Genomic DNA, 19177 nt, shown 5'->3' with positions numbered 1-19177 from the left:
GAAGGCTCCCGGTGCTCTGGTGGGCACCGGGAGCCTTCGCGTCCCTCGGTGGGCGCGGGGACCGCGCGACCGGCCACGACGGGGCCGCACACGCCACGGGGCCTCGGCCACCCCACTCCCCGCCCCGACCGTCGAGGACTCTCCGTAGACTGGTCCCCGTGAGCGACATCTCCGGCGAGAACGACCAGCCCGACCCCTCCGACGCCCTCGACTCCTTCGACGAGATCATCGACGCGGAGACCACCCGCGACCCCGACCTCGCCGTCATCGAGGCCGGCAGCCGCACCCTGCGCACGCAGGGCGGTCCGCCGCAGGCCGACATCCCCGGGCGCCCCGAGGACCCCGAGGTGGACAAGGCGCTGCGCGAGGTCGAGGCGGAGCTGGCCACCCGCTGGGGCGAGACCAAGCTGGAGCCGTCCGTCGCCCGCATCGCCGCGCTCATGGACGTGCTGGGGGAGCCCCAGCGCTCGTACCCGTCCATCCACATCACCGGGACCAACGGCAAGACCTCCACCGCCCGCATGATCGAGGCCCTGCTCGGCGCCTTCGAGCTGCGCACCGGGCGGTACACCTCGCCGCACGTGCAGTCGATCACCGAGCGGATCAGCCTGGACGGCGCCGCCATCTCCGCCGAGCGCTTCATCGAGACCTACCAGGACGTCAAGCCGTACGTCGAGATGGTCGACGCGCAGCAGGAGTACCGGCTGTCCTTCTTCGAGGTGCTGACCGGCATGGCGTACGCCGCCTTCGCCGACGCGCCCGTCGACGTGGCCGTCGTCGAGGTCGGGATGGGCGGCTCCTGGGACGCCACCAACGTCATCGACGGGGACGTCGCCGTCGTCACCCCCATCGACCTGGACCACACCGACCGGCTCGGCTCCACGCCCGGCGAGATCGCGACCGAGAAGGCCGGCATCGTCAAGCAGGACGCCACCGTGATCCTGGCCCAGCAGCCGGTGGACGCGGCGCAGGTGCTGCTGAAGAAGGCCGTGGACGTCAACGCCACCGTCGCGCGCGAGGGGCTGGAGTTCGGGGTCGTCGCCCGGCAGGTCGCCGTCGGCGGGCAGCTGGTGACCCTGCGCGGGCTGGGCGGCGAGTACGACGAGGTGTACCTGCCGCTGCACGGTGCCCACCAGGCGCACAACGCGGCCGTGGCGCTCGCCGCCGTCGAGGCGTTCTTCGGCGTCGGGGCGCAGCGCCCCGAGCCGCTGGACATCGACACCGTGCGCAAGGCCTTCGCCGCCGTCTCCTCGCCGGGACGGATGGAGGTCGTGCGGCGCTCGCCGACCGTGGTGCTGGACGCCGCGCACAATCCGGCCGGCGCCCGGGTGACCGCCGAGGCGGTGGGGGAGGCGTTCCAGTTCAGCCGGCTCATCGGTGTGGTCGGCGCGAGCGGCGACAAGAACGTGCGGGGGCTGCTGGAGGCGTTCGAGCCGGTCTTCGCCGAGGTCGTCGTCACGCAGAACTCCAGCCACCGCGCGATGGACGCCGACGAGCTGGCGGCCGTCGCCGTGGAGGTGTTCGGCGAGGACCGCGTCCAGGTGGAGCCGCGGCTGCCGGACGCGCTGGAGGCCGCGATCACGCTGGCCGAGGAGGAGGGCGAGTTCGCGGGCGGCGGCGTGCTCGTCACCGGTTCCGTCATCACCGTGGGTGAGGCCCGGCTGCTGCTGGGGAAGGGCTGAGGATTTCCGTGCGTACGCTCTGTGCTTCGACCTTGATCGGCGAGTTCTTCGTCATCGGCTTCGCCGGGCTGGTCGCCATGAAGGACCCCGACCTGTCCATGGGGACGGTGTGGACGGTCAGCGGCATCGCGATGTTCCTGTGCGTCGCGCTGTGCGGCGCGGTGACCCGGCCGGGCGGCGTCGCCTTCGGTTGGGCCCTGCAGATCGCGCTGATCGCCTCCGGCTTCGTGGTGCCGACCATGTTCTTCCTGGGCGCGGTCTTCGCCGCGCTGTGGTGGGCCTCCGTGCACTACGGGCGGAAGATCGACGAGGCGAAGGCCAGGTTCGCCGCCCAGGCCGAGGGCGCCGCGCCCGACGCCGCCTGAGACCCGGTCACGTGCGCCGCCCGGCCGTCGCCTGACGCTGCGTGACGGCCGGCGCGACACGCCCGGTAACCTCAGTCATCACTTCGTACCACCGCATACCTCATAGGGAGCCCGTAGTGACCCAGCGCAGCCTCGTCCTCCTCAAGCCCGACGCCGTCCGTCGCGGCCTGACCGGCGAGATCATCAGCCGTATCGAGCGCAAGGCCGGCTGGCAGATCACCGCGCTGGAACTGCGCACGCTCGACACCGAGACGCTGGAGCAGCACTACGGCGAGCACAAGGGCAAGCCCTTCTACGAGCCGCTGGTCGAGTTCATGTCGTCCGGCCCGGTCGTCGCGATGGTCGTCGAGGGCGAGCGGGTCATCGAGGGCGTGCGCGCGCTGGCCGGCCCGACCGACCCGATCGCCGCCGCCCCCGGCTCCATCCGCGGGGACTACGGTGTCATCGTCCGGGAGAACCTGATCCACGCCTCCGACTCCGAGGAGTCCGCCGAGCGCGAGCTGAAGATCTTCTTCCCGGGCCTGGCCTGAGCCGGACCGGCTCCCGGCGACGGCCGCCGGACACGCCGGACGACAACTTTTTTCTGACGCCGCGTCAGCCGAACGGCCCGCGGCGTACCGGGGCGGTCGCGCGAAAGCGACCGCCCTGTGGCATATGCACGCCTGTTCGGGGGAACGGATGCCTCCGTTGGACCGTCTCCACAAGCGAGGCGCCGCGCCATCTGCTGACAATGGCGAAGACCCTCGCGCAGTGTTCGCGAAAGCGCGTCTACGATGGAAGCCTCCACGCGTCACTGCACCCACTTCGCCAACCTGAAAAGCCCTCAAAAGCTCCTGGGAAGGCCAGTCGAATCCTGATGGGGAACTCAATGTCGTTCATCGGCCGTGACATGGCTGTCGACCTCGGGACCGCCAACACGCTGGTGTACGTCAGGGGTCGCGGGATCGTACTCAACGAGCCGTCCGTCGTCGCGATCAACACCAATACCGGTGGCATCCTCGCGGTCGGCGCCGAAGCGAAGAAGATGATCGGGCGCACCCCCGGCAACATCGTTGCCGTGCGCCCGCTGAAGGACGGCGTCATCGCCGACTTCGAGATCACCGAGCGGATGCTCCGCTACTTCATCCTGAAGATCCACAAGCGGCGGTATCTGGCTCGTCCGCGGGTCGTCGTCTGTGTGCCCTCGGGCATCACCGGCGTCGAGCGCCGCGCCGTCATCGAGGCGTCGTCCCAGGCCGGCGCCCGTCAGGTGCACATCATCGAGGAGCCCATGGCCGCGGCCATCGGCTCCGGCCTGCCGGTCCACGAGGCCACGGGCAACATGGTGGTGGACATCGGCGGCGGCACCACGGAGGTCGCGGTCATCTCGCTCGGCGGCATCGTCACCGCCCAGTCCATCCGCGTCGCGGGTGACGAGCTGGACAACGCCATCATCCAGCACGTGAAGAAGGAGTACAGCCTCCTCCTGGGTGAGCGCACGGCCGAGCAGATCAAGATCACGATCGGTTCGGCGTACGACCTCGACGCTGACGAGCACACCGAAATCCGCGGCCGGGACCTCGTCTCCGGGCTGCCCAAGACCGTCGTCATCTCCGCCGCCGAAGTGCGCAAGGCGATCGAGGAGCCGGTCAACGCGATCGTCGACGCCGTCAAGACGACCCTCGACAAGTGTCCGCCGGAGCTGTCCGGCGACATCATGGACCGCGGCATCGTCCTGACCGGCGGCGGCGCGCTGCTGCGCGGGCTGGACGAGCGGCTGCGCCGGGAGACCGGGATGCCGATCCACATCGCCGAGGACCCGCTCGACAGCGTGGCGCTCGGCTCCGGCAAGTGCGTCGAGGAGTTCGAGGCGCTCCAGCAGGTGCTGGACGCCCAGCCCCGCAGATGACGTAACACTTCGGTTCCGCCGTACGAGACGATCTCCTCTCGTGCGGCGGATCGTTGATATAGAGGCTTCGTACCGTGTGTTTCGCACCGCGCGTACGGAATCTCCTGAATTCCTGAACACCGCCACGTAATTGTCGAATTCGACGAGGAAGGCACGGCCGCCGCACGTGAGGGACACGAAAGAGAGCCGGCTGCTCCTGGTGCTGCTGATCGCCATCGCGTTCGCGCTGATCACGGTGGACATCCGCGGCGGGGGGAGGACTCACCGGTCGACGGTGCCCGGCAGGCCGCGGCCGGTGTCTTCGGTCCGATCGAGAACGGGGTGTCGTCCGCGGTCGACCCGATCGGCAACGCGATCTCCGCCGTCCGCGAGTCCGGCGACCGCCACGACCGGCTCGCCGCACTGGAGACGGAGAACGCGGCCCTGAAGGCGAAGCTCGGCAGCGACGAGCGCGGCCGCAGCCGCCTGAAGCAGTTCGACAAGATGCTCGGGCTGGCCGGCGCCGGCCAGTACGGCATCAAGGGCGCCCAGGTCATCGCCATAGGGGCCGCGCAGGGCTTCTCCTGGACCATCACCATCGACGTCGGCGCCGACGACGGCATCGCGCGCGACATGACGGTCCTCAACGGCGACGGCCTCGTCGGCCGCGTCACCACCGTCGGGCCGAACACCGCCACGGTGCTCCTCGCCAACGACCCCGACTTCACCGTCGGCACCCGGATGGAGGGCAGCGACGAACTCGGCTTCGCCTCCGGTCAGGGCGGCCGCCCCCTGCGCGTCGAACTGCTCAACGGCAAGGCCCAGGTCGAGAAGGGCGACCGGCTGGTCACCTTCGGGTCCCAGGCCGACAAGCCGTTCGTGCCCGGCGTGCCCGTCGGCACCGTCTCCCGCGTCGACCCCTCCGGCGGCGACCTGACGCGCACCCTCGACGTCACGCCGTTCGTCAGCTTCTCCAAGCTCGACATCGTCGGCGTCGTCGTCCAGGCCCCGCAGAAGGACCCGCGCGACACGGTGCTCCCGGAGAAGAAGCAGCCGAAGCCCACGCCGACCGTCACGGTGACCGTGACCCCCGGGGCCGATCCCGACGGCCAGGTCCAGGACGGTCAGTCGCAGGACGGCCAGGCCCAGGACGGTCAGTCGCAGGACGGCGGGACCGGGCAGAACCAGCAGTCCGAGCAGAACGAGCAGTAGGAGCTTTCACCCCATGCGCGTCAACCGGATCCTGCTCTCCGCCTCCCTCGTCGTCGTCGCCCTCGTCATCCAGGTGACCGTCCTCGCCCGCCTCCACCTGCCCGGAGCCGTCCCCGACCTGCTGCTGCTCACCGTCCTCGGTCTCGCCCTGGTCTACGGGCACGTCGGCGGCGCCCTGGTCGGCTTCGGCGCCGGACTCCTCGCCGACCTCGCGCCGCCCGCGGACCACGCCGCCGGCCGCTACGCCCTGGTGCTCTGCGTCATCGGCTACCTCGCCGGCCTCGCCAAACCGGAGAACGGCCGGCTCAGGTCGGCCACCGGCCCGATGGCCGTCGTGGTCGTCGCCGCCCTCGGCACCACCCTGCTCTACGCCGGCGTCGGCGCCCTCGTCGGCGACACCGCCGCCCGCCACGTCGGGCTGCCCGGCCTGCTGTTCACGGCCGCCCTCTACGACCTGCTGCTCGCGCCCTTCGTCGTACCCGGCGTCATGGCGCTGGCCAGACGCGCCGAGAACGACCCGCTGGCCGAGGCCAACGCGGCCGGCCAGAAGCCCGACATCTCCTCCGGCTGGCTCTCCGGCGGCACCGGACTGCGCATCGGCAGCCAGCGCAACGGGCTGCGGGTGAAGGCGGCGCGGGCCCGAGTGGCCCGGGCCGGACGCATCAAGGGGGTCAAGCGGCTGTGACCACGCGGCAGCACACCAGGAGCACACACGTCCCGAGGGGGAGGCAGCCGCAGTGACGAACCCCCACCCGTCGCCCACCACCACCCTCCACGGAATGGGCTGCGCCCATGAGTAACATTCCGGAGACCGGCCGCAGCACACGCGTCCAGACCCGGCTGGTCGTCATCCAGGTCCTCGTCCTCTCGCTGCTCGCCACCCTCGGCGGCCGGCTCTGGTACCTCCAGATCCGCCAGGGCGACGAGTACGCCGCCGAGGCGTCCGGCAACCACGTCCAGCAGGTCGTCCAGCCCGCGCCCCGCGGTTCCATCCTGGACGCGCGCGGCGTGGCGCTCGCCGACAACGAGACCCGCCTGGTGGTCTCCGCCTCCCGCACCGACCTGCTGAAGATGAAGGACGACGGCAAGGCCGTCCTCACCAAGCTCGCCGGTGTCCTCGGCATGCGGCCCAAGGACGTCATGGACAAGGTCCGGCTCTGTGACGCCGAGACCCCCCAGCCCTGCTGGAACGGTTCGCCCTACCAGCCGATCCCCGTCACCGACGAGGCCACCCCCAAGCAGGCCCTCCAGATCCGCGAGCGCGCCGAGGACTTCCCCGGCATCACCGCCGAACCGATGGCCGTCCGCCGCTACGCCGCCCCCGGCAAGGCCAACACCGGCCAGGTCCTCGGCTACCTCTCCCCGGTCACCGACGAGGAGATCAAGAAGGCCGAGAACACCGACTCGCCCTTCCTGCGCTCCGACCAGGTCGGCCGCTCCGGCCTGGAGCGCCAGTACGACAAGGCGCTGCGCGGCAAGGCCGGCGTCACCCGCTACGAGGTCGACAACCTCGGCCGCGTCATCGGCGAGGCGGAGTCCGACCCCGGCGTGCCCGGCTCCAACCTCGTCACCAGCCTCGACGCCCGCGTCCAGCGGGTCGCCGAGTACGAGCTGAACGAGGCGATGAAGGCCGCCCGCAAGGAGATGGACCGCAACACCAACCGGCTCTACGAGGCCGACGCGGGTGCCGTCGTGGTGATGGAGGCCAAGACCGGCCGCGTCGTCGCCATGGCCTCCAACCCGACGTACGACCCCAACGCCTGGGTCGGCGGCATCTCCGCCAAGGACTACAAGAGGCTCACCGGCAAGGAGTCCAACTACCCGCTGCTCAACCGGGCGACCCAGGGCCAGGCCGCCCCCGGCTCGATCTTCAAGGTGGTCTCCACGTCCGCCGCGGTGGAGGCGGGCTACGACTTCGACGGCGGCTACGACTGCTCCAGCTCCTACTCCGTCGGCGGACAGGTCTTCAAGAACTTCGAGTCCGCCAGCTACGGCTCGATCGACCTCGGCCGCGCCCTGGAGCTCTCCTGCGACACCGTCTACTACCGCCTGGCCCACCAGGAGTGGAAGAAGGACGGCGGCAACAACCCCAAGAACCCCAACGACTACTTCTACGAGGCCGCCCACGAGTTCGGCCTCGGCAAGGAGACCGGCATCGACCTCCCCAACGAGGTCGCCGGCCGCGTCCCCGACCGCGCGTGGAAGCAGAAGTACTGGGAGGCCAACAAGGACGCCTGGTGCAAGTCCGGCAAGAAGGACGGCTCCTACGTCGAACGGCTCGCCTACGAGGGCTGCCTCGAGGGCAACAAGATGCGCGCCGGTGACGCGATCAACTACTCCATCGGCCAGGGCGACACCCTCGTCACCCCCATCCAGATGGCCACCATCTACGCGGCCATCTCCAACGGCGGCACCCTCTACGACCCCTCCATCGGCAAGGCGATCGTCAGCCCCGACGGCAAGGACGTCCAGGCGATCACGCCCCAGCCGCACGGCAAGCTGCCCATAAGCAAGGCCACGCTGGCCAAGATGGACGACGCCCTCGCCGGCGTCGCCACCCGGGGCACCGCCGCCTGGCGGTTCGAGGGCTGGCCGCAGGACGAGATCCCGATGCACGCCAAGACCGGTACCGCCGAGGTCCACGGCAAGCAGACCACCTCGTGGTTCGCCACCTACACCGACGACTACGCGATCGTCATGACGATCTCCCAGGGCGGTACGGGCTCCGGCGCCTCGGGCCCCGCCGTCCGCAACATCTACGGCGCGCTCTACGGCGTCTCGGACGACGGGAAGATCGACCGGAAGAAGGCGCTGCTGCCCGAGCCGCAGGCGAAGCTGCCGGCCATCAAGGCGGACGGGACCATCCCCGCGCCGAAGATCTCCAAGGACATCGTCAAGGACCTCCTGCCCGACGAGAAGGCGTCGCCGGAGGAGGAGTACGCCCCCATCGACGAACAGCAACAGGGCGCCACCACGCCGACGCAGAACGGCGACAACCGCGACACCCGCCGTCACCGGCGGCGCGGCGGCGGACGCCGGCGCGGCGCGGCGGGCGGCAGCGGAAGCCGGAGGGCACGCACATGACCGGCGCCAACAGCTTCCAGGTATCCGGGTACGGACCGGAGAAGGCCGGCTGGACCCGGGTGTTCGCCCGGGACGGCATGGCACGCCGGCTCGACTGGCCGATACTGCTGGCCGCCGTCGCGCTCTCCCTGATGGGCTCCCTGCTCGTCTACTCCGCGACCCGCAACCGCACCGAACTCAACCAGGGCGACCCGTACTACTTCCTCACCCGCCACCTGCTGAACACCGGCATCGGGCTCGCCCTGATGGTCGGCGTCGTCTGGCTCGGCCACCGCGCCCTGCGCACCGCCGTGCCGGTCCTCTACGGCGCCTCCGTGTTCCTGATCCTGCTGGTGCTCACGCCGCTCGGCTCGACCATCAACGGCGCCCACTCCTGGATCAAGCTCCCCGGCGGCTTCTCCCTGCAGCCCTCGGAGTTCGTGAAGATCACGATCATCCTCGGCATGGCGATGCTGCTCGCCGCCCGCGTCGACGCGGGGGACCGGCCGCACCCCGACCACAGGACCGTCCTCCAGGCCCTGGGCCTGGCCACCGTGCCGATGCTGATCGTGATGCTCATGCCCGACCTCGGGTCGGTCATGGTCATGGTCATCATCGTGCTCGGCGTGCTGCTCGCCTCCGGCGCCTCCAACCGCTGGGTCTTCGGACTGCTCGGCGCCGGAACCGCCGGTGCCCTCGCCGTCTGGCAGCTCGGCATCCTGGACGACTACCAGATCGCCCGCTTCGCCGCCTTCGCCAACCCGGCGCTCGACCCCGCGGGCGTCGGCTACAACACCAACCAGGCCCGCATCGCCATCGGCTCCGGCGGCCTGACCGGCTCCGGCCTCTTCGAGGGCTCGCAGACCACCGGCCGCTTCGTCCCGGAGCAGCAGACCGACTTCGTCTTCACCGTCGCCGGCGAGGAACTGGGCTTCCTCGGCGCGGGGCTCATCATCGCCCTGCTCGGCGTGGTCCTGTGGCGCGCCTGCAAGATCGCCCGTGAGACCACCGACCTCTACGGGACGGTCGTCGCCGCGGGGATCGTCGCCTGGTTCGCCTTCCAGACCTTCGAGAACATCGGCATGACCCTCGGCATCATGCCGGTCACCGGCCTGCCGCTGCCCTTCGTGTCGTACGGCGGCTCGTCGATGTTCGCCGTGTGGATGGCGGTGGGTCTGCTCCAGTCGATCACGGTGCAACGACCCATGTCGGCGTAGGAGGGGCCCGCTGCCGGGAGGCGGAGAGGGCGAGCGGTAAGGGGGACCGTCCGGGCCGGGTTAGGCTGGATGGTCCCCCTTGTCAGCACACGAAGGTTCCGTGAGATGCCTGCCGAAGCCGCCGAGTCTGTGAAGTCTGTTTTTCCGCAGCTCGAAGCTCTGCTCCCGCATGTGCAGAAGCCGATCCAGTACGTCGGCGGAGAGCTCAACTCCACGGTCAAGGACTGGGAATCCTGTGACGTCCGCTGGGCCCTGATGTACCCGGACGCCTACGAGGTCGGTCTGCCCAACCAGGGCGTCATGATCCTCTACGAGGTGCTGAACGAGCAGGAGGGCGTCCTCGCCGAGCGCACCTACAGCGTCTGGCCGGACCTGGAGGCGCTGATGCGGGAGCACTCCGTCCCGCAGTTCACCGTCGACAGCCACCGCCCGGTGAAGGCGTTCGACGTCTTCGGCCTCTCCTTCTCCACGGAGCTGGGCTACACCAACATGCTGGCCGCCCTGGACCTCGCGGGCATCCCGCTGGAGGCCAAGGACCGCGGCATCGACGACCCGGTCGTGCTGGCCGGCGGCCACGCCGCCTTCAACCCGGAGCCGATCGCCGACTTCATCGACTGCGCGGTCATCGGCGACGGCGAGCAGGCCGTCCTGGAGATCACGGCGATCATCCGCGCCTGGAAGGCCGAGGGCCGCCCCGGCGGACGCGAGGAGCTGCTGCTGCGCCTGGCGAAGACCGGCGGGGTCTACGTCCCCGGTTTCTACGACGTCGAGTACCTCCCCGACGGTCGTATCGCCCGCGTCGTACCCAACCGCTCCGGCGTCCCGTGGCGGGTCAGCAAGCACACCGTCATGGACCTCGACGAGTGGCCCTACCCCAAGCAGCCCCTCGTCCCGCTCGCCGAGACCGTCCACGAGCGCATGTCGGTGGAGATCTTCCGCGGCTGCACCCGCGGCTGCCGCTTCTGCCAGGCCGGCATGATCACCCGCCCGGTGCGCGAGCGTTCCATCACCGGCATCGGCGACATGGTCGACAAGGGCCTGAAGGCGACCGGCTTCGAGGAGGTCGGCCTCCTCTCCCTCTCCTCCGCGGACCACTCGGAGATCGCCGACGTCGCCAAGGGCCTCGCCGACCGGTACGAGGAGGACAAGATCGGTCTGTCCCTCCCCTCCACCCGCGTCGACGCCTTCAACATCGACCTGGCCAACGAGCTGACCCGCAACGGCCGCCGCTCCGGCCTCACCTTCGCCCCCGAGGGCGGCTCCGAGCGCATCCGCAAGGTCATCAACAAGATGGTCTCGGAGGACGACCTCATCCGGACCGTCGCCACGGCCTACGGCAACGGCTGGCGCCAGGTGAAGCTGTACTTCATGTGCGGCCTGCCCACCGAGACGGACGACGACGTCCTCCAGATCGCCGACATGGCCACCCGCGTGATCCAGAAGGGCCGCGAGGTCTCCGGCTCCGGCGACATCCGCTGCACCGTCTCCATCGGCGGCTTCGTGCCCAAGCCCCACACCCCCTTCCAGTGGGCGCCGCAGCTCTCCGCCGAGGAGACCGACGCCCGGCTGCAGAAGCTCCGCGACAAGATCCGCGGCGACAAGAAGTACGGCCGCTCCATCGGCTTCCGCTACCACGACGGCAAGCCCGGCATCGTCGAGGGCCTGCTCTCGCGCGGCGACCGCCGCACCGGCGCCGTCATCCGCGCCGTCTACGAGGACGGCGGCCGCTTCGACGGCTGGCGCGAGCACTTCTCCTACGACCGCTGGATGGCCTGCGCCGACAAGGCCCTCGCGCCCTACGGCGTCGACGTCGACTGGTACACCACCCGCGAGCGCGGCTACGAGGAGGTCCTGCCCTGGGACCACCTCGACTCGGGCCTCGACAAGGACTGGCTCTGGGAGGACTGGCAGGACGCCCTCGACGAGACCGAGGTCGAGGACTGCCGCTGGACGCCGTGCTTCGACTGCGGCGTGTGTCCCGCCATGGACACGGAGATCCAGATCGGCCCGACCGGCAAGAAGCTGCTGCCGCTGACCGTGGTCAAGTAGCCGTACCCGGCCTGACGCCGCGGGGATCCGAAAGGGCCCCCGCGGCGTCTTCGTGTACATGGTCGATCTGGAGAAGGCACCCCCCGGCAGGAGCCCGGAGGGGGAACCCGTGCCGCGGGCGGACGGGGAGGGATGCCTCGTCGTCGCGGTCCGGCTCCCGGTGCGGATCGCCGCCCTGGTGCTCGTCCTGCCGGTGCGCATGGCGTGGGACGCGCTGGTCGTCGCCGGGCGGTTCCTGCGGGACACGGTGCTGCGACCGGTCGGGCGGGCGCTGGCGTGGCTGGGGCGGGCCCTCTTCGTGTGGCCGCTGGTCGGGCTGTGGCGGTACGTCGTCGTGCCGGCGGCCAAGGGCGTCGGGTGGCTGGGGAACGTGCTGCTCGTGGTGCCGGCGGTGTGGGTGTACCGGTGGGTGCTGACGCCGGTCGGACGGGCGCTCGCCTGGTGCTGCGCGGGCGTGGGCGCGGTGCTCACGGCTCTCGGACGGGGACTGTACGCCGGTCTGGCCTGGCTGGCGCGGTATCTCGTCGTCGTGCCGGCCGGGTGGCTGTACGCCTGGGTGCTGACGCCGATCGGGCATCTGCTGGCCTGGTTCGGGCGGGGGCTGGCCCGGTGCGGCAGGGGAGTGCTCTGGTGCCTGGGCAAGGTCGTCACGGGGATCGGCGCGGTGCTGTACTGGACCCTCCGCATCCTGCTGGTGCTGCCCGCCCTCGCCGTGTGGCGGTGGGGGCTGGCACCGGTCGGCCGCGCGCTCGCCGTCGTCGGGCGGGAGCTCCTGGACGCGCTCGGGCACGCCTGGCGGATCGCGGGTCACCTCTCGCGTGCCGTCGGTCGCGCCCTGGCCGCCCTGTTCCGCTGGACCGTCGCCGAACCGGCGCGGTGGGTGTACCGGAGCGTGCTGACGCCGGTGGGGCACGCCGTCCGCGACACCGTCCTGCGGCCGCTCGCCGAGGCCGCCCGCGCCGCCGGGCGGGCCGGCCGGCAGGCCCTCCGCTCCGCCCGGCTGTCCGTCCGCCAGGCCCGTGCGGACCTGCGGCGAACCCTGTTCGGGGAGCCGGAGCGCACGCCGTCGGTGGACCGGCGGGAACCATCCGGCGCGAAGGCACGTACTCTTGGTAGCAGTACGACCGCTCTCACGAAGGACTGAACGACACTGGGCAAGCGACAGCCCGAAGGCCCGCCGCCCGTACCCGCGGTGCAGCGCATCCGACTGCGTTACACCAAGCGCGGCCGCCTCCGGTTCACCAGCCACCGTGACTTCCAGCGCGCCTTCGAGCGTGCGCTGCGCCGCGCCGAGGTGCCCATGGCGTACTCGGCGGGGTTCACCCCGCACCCGAAGGTGTCGTACGCCAATGCCGCACCCACCGGCACGGGCAGTGAGGCGGAGTACCTGGAGATCGCCCTCACCGAGGCGCGTGACCCGGAGCGGCTGAGGCTGCTCCTCGACGAGTCCCTGCCCGCCGGGCTGGACATCGTCGACGCGGTCGAGGCCCGGACCTCCGGGCTCGCCGACCGGCTGACCGCCTCCGTGTGGGAGCTGCGGCTGGCCGGTGTGGAGCCCGCCGAGGCCGAGCGCGCCGTGGCGGCGTTCAACGCGGCCCCGGCCGTGGAGGTCCAGCGCAGGACGAAGAACGGCGTCCGCACCTTCGACGCCCGTTCCGCGGTCGCGCACCTCGAGAGCGTCACCACGCACGGTTCGCAGGCTGATAGGCCGACCGACCAGCCCTGTGCGATACTGCGGCTGGTTGTTCGGCACGTGACGCCTGCCGTACGACCCGACGACGTCCTGTCCGGTCTTCGCGCCGTGGCCGACCTGGCGCCGCCGGTCCCCGCAGCGGTGACCAGGCTGGCGCAGGGGCTGTTCGATGAAGAGACCGGTGCGGTGACCGACCCGCTCGCGCCCGACCGCGAGGCGAAAGCGCCCGAGCCGCAACCGGCCGCCGCTTCCGCCGCCGCGAAGGCGTCGGCGTAAGGAAGGTTCCGCGTAGGGACGGACGTCGTAGCGCGGCCCTTGAACTCGGGAGCCACCTGGGTCGGGCAGCGCACCGACCACAAGACTTTCGCCAGGCCGTGCACGACAAGGGGTACGGAACCGGCGAGACAAGACACGAGAGCTTCCGAGCGGCGCCCGCGCCCCGGACGGCGGCGACCGCGCGTCAGCGCGAGCCGCGGACGTCACCGGCGGTCGACCTGTCGACGCCGGACCAGGCGCGGCGCCCGGGAGCCTGACGGGAGAAACCCCCGCATGCTCGAACCGACCGAACCCACCGGGTCCGCGACCAACTCGACGGACACCGAGTCGAACACCCCCAGCGACACCCTGCCGCCGCGCCGTCGGCGCAGGGCCGCGTCCCGCCCGGCCGGCCCGCCGTCCGGCGCCTCCGAGGCGTCGGCGCGGACCGTCGCCGAGGTGACGCCCGCGACCGCCGCCGAGGAGGCGGAGGAGACGGCCGAGGACGAGGCCGCGGCCGAGGCGACCGGGACGCCCGAGGCGGCTCCCGAGCCCGCCCCCGCCGCCCGCCCGCGCCGCCGTGCCGTGCGGCGCGCCTCCTCGCCCGCCGGGGCGCCCGCGTCCGCGGAGACGGCTGAGACCGTCGTTCCGGCGGCCTCCGCGACCGAGGCCGACGCACCCGCGCAGCCCGAGCCGGTCGCCGAGACGGCCGAGGAGGCGGCTCCGCGCCGTACCCGCCGTCGTGCCACGCGTACCGTGACGACGCCCGCCGAGACGCCTGCCGACACGCCCGCCGAGGCCGCGCCGTCCGCGGACAAGGCCCCCGCGGACACTGCCCCCGCCGAGCCGACGCCCGCCGCCGAGGAGGCCGCTCCGCGTCGCAGCCGCCGTCGTGCCACCCGCTCGGTGACCACGCCCGCCGAGCCGGTCGTCGAGGCCGCGCCCGAGCCCACCACGCCCGCGGCCGAGGCCGAGCCCGTCGAGGTGCCGCGCGCGGAAACCGTGGCAGCCTCGGAGGAAGCCGCCGAGGACGCCGCTCCCCGCCGTACCCGCCGCCGTGCCACGCGGCGCGTCTCCGCCCCGGCCGAGCCGGCCGCCGAAGTGCCCGCGGAGCCGGCCGCCGAGGTGAGCGAGCCCGCCCCGGCCGCCGAGACCGCCGAGCCCGTGGAGGAGGCCGCTCCGCGCCGGGCGCGCCGCCGGTCCGCCCGCAAGGCCGCCACCGGTTTCGCCGCGCCCGCCCAGGGCGCCGCCGCCGAGTCCGAGGACGCCCCCAAGCGCCCGTCGCGTCCGGCCGTGGCCGTCTTCCAGGCCCCCGTGTTCGCCGAGCCGCAGTTCCAGACGCCCGAGCGGGCCGCGGCCGAGGCCGCCGCCGAGGCGGCCGGTGCCGAGCCGGTACAGGCGGAGCCGGAGGAGACCGAGGAGTTCCCCGAGGAGCAGCCCGCCGGGTCGCGCCGTCGCCGCCGTCGCCGGGGCGCCGCCGAGGAGAGCGCCGAGGACCGGGCCACCGCCCCCGCCGCCGCGCAGGACGAGCCCGAGGACCGGGCCGACATCGACGCCGACGCCGACGCCGACGAGTCCGGTGAGGACCACGACGACGCCGAGGGCTCGGAGGAGTCCGGGTCGCGCCGTCGCCGTCGCCGGGGCGGCCGTCGCCGTCGCCGCGGCGAGGGTGCCGAGGGGGAGAACGGCGAGTCCGCCGACTCCGACACCGAGCACGTCGCCGCCGGGCAGGCCGCCCAGGACGCCGAGGACACCGCCGAGCAGGCCGAGGAGGACGACGCCGAGGAGAACGGCGAGTTCACCGGTGAGAGCGGCGGCTCCAGCAGCAGCCGTCGCCGGCGCCGCCGCCGTCGCCGGGCCGGGGACTCCTCCGGTGAGGCCGACTCGTCCGCCGACGACCCCGAGCGCACCGTCGTCAAGGTCCGCGAGCCCCGCCCGAAGCCCGAGCCGTCCGACGAGGTGCAGTCCATCAAGGGCTCCACGCGTCTGGAGGCCAAGAAGCAGCGCCGCCGCGAGGGCCGTGAGCAGGGCCGCCGCCGCGTGCCGATCATCACCGAGGCCGAGTTCCTGGCCCGCCGCGAGGCCGTCGAGCGCGTCATGGTCGTCCGCCAGCACGGCGAGCGCACCCAGATCGGCGTCCTGGAGGACGGCGTGCTCGTCGAGCACTACGTCAACAAGGAGCAGGCCACCTCGTACGTCGGCAACGTGTACCTCGGCAAGGTGCAGAACGTGCTGCCGTCGATGGAGGCCGCCTTCATCGACATCGGCAAGGGCCGCAACGCCGTCCTGTACGCCGGCGAGGTCAACTTCGAGGCGCTCGGCATGGCCAACGGGCCGCGCCGCATCGAGTCCGCCCTCAAGTCCGGCCAGTCGGTCCTCGTGCAGGTCACCAAGGACCCGATCGGCCACAAGGGCGCCCGCCTGACCAGCCAGGTCTCGCTGCCCGGCCGCTACCTGGTCTACGTGCCCGAGGGCTCGATGACCGGAATCAGCCGCAAGCTGCCCGACACCGAGCGCTCCCGCCTCAAGACCATCCTCAAGAAGATCGTCCCCGAGGACGCGGGCGTCATCGTGCGCACCGCCGCCGAGGGCGCCAGCGAGGACGAGCTGCGCCGCGACGTCGAGCGGCTCCAGGCGCAGTGGGAGGAGATCCAGAAGAAGGCCAAGGGCGGCAGCTCCAGCGCGCCCACGCTGCTGTACGGCGAGCCGGACATGACCGTCCGGGTCGTGCGCGACATCTTCAACGAGGACTTCTCCAAGGTCGTCGTCAGCGGCGACGACGCCTGGCAGACCATCCACGGCTACGTGTCGCACGTGGCGCCGGACCTGGCCGAGCGGCTGTCCAAGTGGACCAGCGAGGTCGACGTCTTCGCCACGTACCGGATCGACGAGCAGCTCGCCAAGGCGCTGGACCGCAAGGTCTGGCTGCCCAGCGGCGGTTCGCTGGTGATCGACCGGACCGAGGCGATGGTCGTCATCGACGTCAACACCGGCAAGTTCACCGGTCAGGGCGGCAACCTCGAGGAGACGGTCACCAGGAACAACCTGGAGGCGGCCGAGGAGATCGTGCGCCAGCTCAGGCTGCGCGACCTCGGCGGCATCATCGTCATCGACTTCATCGACATGGTGCTGGAGTCCAACCGGGACCTGGTGCTGCGGCGCCTGCTGGAGTGCCTGGGCCGGGACCGGACCAAGCACCAGGTCGCCGAGGTGACCTCGCTGGGCCTGGTCCAGATGACCCGCAAGCGGGTCGGCCAGGGCCTGCTGGAGTCGTTCTCGGAGACCTGCGTCCACTGCAACGGCCGCGGTGTCATCGTCCACCTCGACCAGCCGACGGCCGCCGCCGGTGGCGGTGGCGGCAAGCGCCGCAAGCGCGCCCGGGCCGGCGCGGACCAGCCGCACGAGCACGAGGCCGTGGTCGGCGTCGAGACCGGTGTGACGGCGGAGCAGGAGGCGGACACCGAGTCCGAGGCCGAGGTCGCCGCCGAGGTGGCCGAGCCGGTCGCCCTCCCGGCGCCCGAGTTCACCCCGGACGAGGAGCTGTACAGCAGCGCCGCCGAGGCCGAGGCCGCCGCCACGCGCGGTCGTGGCCGACGCCGCACCGGCCGCCGGGCGTCGGCCCCGGCGGGCGCGCCGAAGGCCGCCAAGGGCGAGAGCCCGGCCGCCGACCGGGAGCCCGCCGCCCAGGCGCCCACCGCGCAGGACGTCACGGCCGCCGAGGAGGCGGCGCGTCCCGTCGTCCAGGAGCCCGCCGCCGAGGTGCTGGCCGAGCCCGCGGCCGTCGAGGACGCGGTCTCCGGCGCGCCCGCCCCCGAGGCCCCGGCCGCCGAGGAGGGCGCGCCCAAGGGCCGTACCCGCCGCCGGGCCACCCGGAAGGTGTCCGCACCGGCCGGATCGCCCGCGGGTGCGCAGGCCGCCGTCGTGACGGTCCCCGAGGCCGCGCCCGAGCAGCCGGAGGCCCCCGCGCGGACGGCAGCCGAGGCCCCGGCGGCCCCGGAGCCGGCCGAGCAGCCCGCGGCGCCCGCCGAGAGCGCCGCACCGGCCCGCCCGCGCCGGCGCGCCGTGCGCAAGGCCACCGCGCCGACCGCGCCCGAGGAGACGGCCGTCGTGGTCGTCCCGTCGGCCCCGGCCCAGGACGCGGCCGAGCCGGCCGCGACCGCACAGGCCGCACAGGCCGAGGAGGCCGCGGAGGCCGCCGAGGGCACGGAGACCGCCGACGAGGCCGCACCGGCCAAGAAGGCGGCCCGCAAGACGGCCAAGAAGGCGACGGCGAAGAAGGCCGCCACCAAGAAGACGGCGGCCAAGAAGACGACGGCCGCCAAGAAGGCCACCGCCAAGAAGGCGGCCAAGACGACGACCGCCAAGAAGGCCACGGCGAAGAGCACGGCCAAGAAGACGGCGTCGAAGAAGACCGCGGCGGCCGCCCAGCAGGGCCCGTCCTCGGTCACGGCCGCCACCGACGAGGGCTGATCCGGTACCCGTCGCACCCCGCGTGGTCCCGCCCGTTCGAAAACCGATCGGGCGGGACCACGCGTTTTCCCGGGCGTCCGCGGGCGCATCATCACCGGGCGGCCACCTTCCCGTTCCCGTGAGAGAGAAGATCACGTGCCGGTACTGACGAGGCTCATTCCCTCCCCGCTCGCCGTGGACATCCGCCCGGGCGCGCTCGACGACCTGGCGGACGTCCTGGCGGACGAGCGGATCTCCCGGTCCGGCCGGCTCGCCGTGGCGATCAGCGACGGCTCGGGGGCGCGGCTGCGGCGGAGACTGGAGCCGTCCCTGCCCGGCGCGGAGTGGTTCGAGGTCGGCGGCGGCGCGATCGACGACGCGGTGCGGCTGGCCGACGGGATGAGGTCGGGCCACTACGACGCGATCGTCGGCCTCGGCGGCGGCAAGGTCATCGACTGCGCCAAGTTCGCGGCGGCCCGGGTGGGCCTGCCCATGGTCGCGGTGGCCACCAACCTCTCCCACGACGGCATCTGTTCGCCGGTGTCGATACTCGACAACGACGCGGGCCGCGGGTCCTACGGGGTCCCGACGCCCATCGCGCTCGTCGTCGACCTGGCGGTGATCCGGGAGGCGCCGATCCGCTTCGTGCGCTCCGGGATCGGCGACGCCGTCTCCAACATCTCCGCGGTCGCCGACTGGGAGCTGGCGCACCGGGTGAGCGGCGAGAAGATCGACGGCCTCGCCGCCGCCCTGGCCCGGCAGGCCGGCGAGGCCGTGCTGCGCCATCCCGGCGGCTGCGGCGACGACGGCTTCCTGACGGTGCTGACCGAGGGCCTGGTGCTGTCCGGCATCGCCATGACGATCGCCGGGCACACCCGGCCGTCCTCCGGCGCCTGCCACGAGATCAGCCACGCCCTCGACCTGCTGTACCCGAGGCGCGCGGCCAGCCACGGCGAGCAGGTGGGCATCGGCGCGGCCTTCGCGACGTTCCTGCGGGGCGACCACGAGGGCGCGCTGCTGATGGCCCGGACCCTGCGGCGGCACGGGCTGCCGGTGGTGGCCGAGGAGATCGGGTTCACCGACGACGAGTTCGTACGGGCCGTGCGGTTCGCGCCGCGGACCCGGCCGGGCCGGTACACCGTCCTGGAGCACCTCGACATGTCGCCGGAGCGGACCGGGGAGGCGTACGCCGAGTACGTCGCGGCGGTGGCCGGCTGAGGCACCCGGGGCCCGGTTTGACCCCCGTCGTGCGGCCCCGTAATCTTGACCGTCGGCGTGTCGACTGGCACGTCACATCCCCGTAAACCTCATTCCTTCCGGGTGCG

12 protein-coding genes and 1 pseudogene are annotated in these 19177 nt (G+C 72.4%); all 13 read left to right on the top strand.

Annotation, left to right across the window (positions count from 1 at the left end):
* The first annotated feature begins 158 nt into the window (after positions 1-158).
* Positions 159-1682 carry a folylpolyglutamate synthase/dihydrofolate synthase family protein gene (locus ACFZP7_RS12360; RefSeq protein ID WP_031014489.1) on the top strand — a complete coding sequence of 508 codons (1524 nt, stop codon included), beginning with the start codon at positions 159-161 and terminating at the stop codon, positions 1680-1682.
* Positions 1683-1690: 8 nt separating this feature from the next.
* A complete protein-coding gene (locus ACFZP7_RS12355; RefSeq protein ID WP_029393241.1) occupies positions 1691-2047 on the top strand; it encodes a DUF4233 domain-containing protein in 357 nt (118 codons plus the stop codon).
* A 116-nt stretch (positions 2048-2163) separates the two neighbouring features.
* A complete protein-coding gene (gene ndk / locus ACFZP7_RS12350) occupies positions 2164-2577 on the top strand; it encodes a nucleoside-diphosphate kinase (protein ID WP_019325390.1) in 414 nt (137 codons plus the stop codon).
* A gap of 338 nt (positions 2578-2915) precedes the next feature.
* A complete protein-coding gene (locus ACFZP7_RS12345) occupies positions 2916-3935 on the top strand; it encodes a rod shape-determining protein (RefSeq protein WP_019325389.1) in 1020 nt (339 codons plus the stop codon).
* Positions 3936-4101: 166 nt separating this feature from the next.
* Positions 4102-5126: pseudogene (gene mreC, locus ACFZP7_RS12340) on the top strand (rod shape-determining protein MreC).
* Between the two features lie 13 nt (positions 5127-5139).
* A complete protein-coding gene (gene mreD, locus ACFZP7_RS12335) occupies positions 5140-5811 on the top strand; it encodes a rod shape-determining protein MreD (RefSeq protein ID WP_019325387.1) in 672 nt (223 codons plus the stop codon).
* Between the two features lie 107 nt (positions 5812-5918).
* Positions 5919-8210 (top strand): penicillin-binding protein 2, encoded by a 2292-nt coding sequence (gene mrdA / locus ACFZP7_RS12330; protein ID WP_385634411.1) that lies wholly within the window; start codon positions 5919-5921, stop codon positions 8208-8210.
* Positions 8207-9406, top strand: coding sequence for a rod shape-determining protein RodA (gene rodA, locus ACFZP7_RS12325; RefSeq protein ID WP_210901745.1), 1200 nt, complete (start codon positions 8207-8209; stop codon positions 9404-9406). The genes mrdA and rodA overlap by 4 nt, the downstream gene beginning before the upstream one ends.
* Before the next feature lie 105 nt (positions 9407-9511).
* On the top strand, positions 9512-11455 hold the full coding sequence (locus ACFZP7_RS12320) for a TIGR03960 family B12-binding radical SAM protein (RefSeq protein WP_185930713.1): 1944 nt from the start codon (positions 9512-9514) through the stop codon (positions 11453-11455).
* Positions 11456-11513: 58 nt separating this feature from the next.
* Positions 11514-12599 (top strand): hypothetical protein, encoded by a 1086-nt coding sequence (locus ACFZP7_RS12315; RefSeq protein ID WP_385634410.1) that lies wholly within the window; start codon positions 11514-11516, stop codon positions 12597-12599.
* Positions 12600-12647: 48 nt separating this feature from the next.
* Positions 12648-13424: a TIGR03936 family radical SAM-associated protein gene (locus ACFZP7_RS12310; RefSeq protein WP_031014496.1), complete on the top strand. Its 777-nt coding sequence runs from the start codon at positions 12648-12650 to the stop codon at positions 13422-13424.
* A gap of 273 nt (positions 13425-13697) precedes the next feature.
* The gene (locus ACFZP7_RS12305; RefSeq protein ID WP_385634409.1) at positions 13698-17873 is read left to right on the top strand and encodes an Rne/Rng family ribonuclease; all 4176 of its coding nucleotides are present in this window, start codon (positions 13698-13700) and stop codon (positions 17871-17873) included.
* 135 nt (positions 17874-18008) lie between these two features.
* Positions 18009-19070, top strand: coding sequence for an iron-containing alcohol dehydrogenase family protein (locus tag ACFZP7_RS12300; protein ID WP_385634408.1), 1062 nt, complete (start codon positions 18009-18011; stop codon positions 19068-19070).
* Positions 19071-19177: the final 107 nt, after the last annotated feature.

This window comes from Streptomyces sp. SudanB5_2050 (genome assembly GCF_964272335.1).
GTDB classification, from domain to species: Bacteria; Actinomycetota; Actinomycetes; order Streptomycetales; family Streptomycetaceae; genus Streptomyces; species Streptomyces rochei.
Note: the sequence above shows the minus strand (reverse complement) of the source record. Positions and strands in the feature narration are given on the sequence as shown.

Excerpts from the sequence above, each read along its gene's own strand:
- ACFZP7_RS12345 (WP_019325389.1), top strand. The coding sequence starts at position 2,916 with ATGTCGTTCATCGGCCGTGACATGGCTGTCGACCTCGGGACCGCCAAC.
- mreD (WP_019325387.1), top strand. The coding sequence starts at position 5,140 with ATGCGCGTCAACCGGATCCTGCTCTCCGCCTCCCTCGTCGTCGTCGCC.
- mrdA (WP_385634411.1), top strand. The coding sequence starts at position 5,919 with ATGAGTAACATTCCGGAGACCGGCCGCAGCACACGCGTCCAGACCCGG.
- rodA (WP_210901745.1), top strand. The coding sequence starts at position 8,207 with ATGACCGGCGCCAACAGCTTCCAGGTATCCGGGTACGGACCGGAGAAG.
- ACFZP7_RS12320 (WP_185930713.1), top strand. The coding sequence starts at position 9,512 with ATGCCTGCCGAAGCCGCCGAGTCTGTGAAGTCTGTTTTTCCGCAGCTC.
- ACFZP7_RS12315 (WP_385634410.1), top strand. The coding sequence starts at position 11,514 with ATGGTCGATCTGGAGAAGGCACCCCCCGGCAGGAGCCCGGAGGGGGAA.
- ACFZP7_RS12305 (WP_385634409.1), top strand. The coding sequence starts at position 13,698 with ATGCTCGAACCGACCGAACCCACCGGGTCCGCGACCAACTCGACGGAC.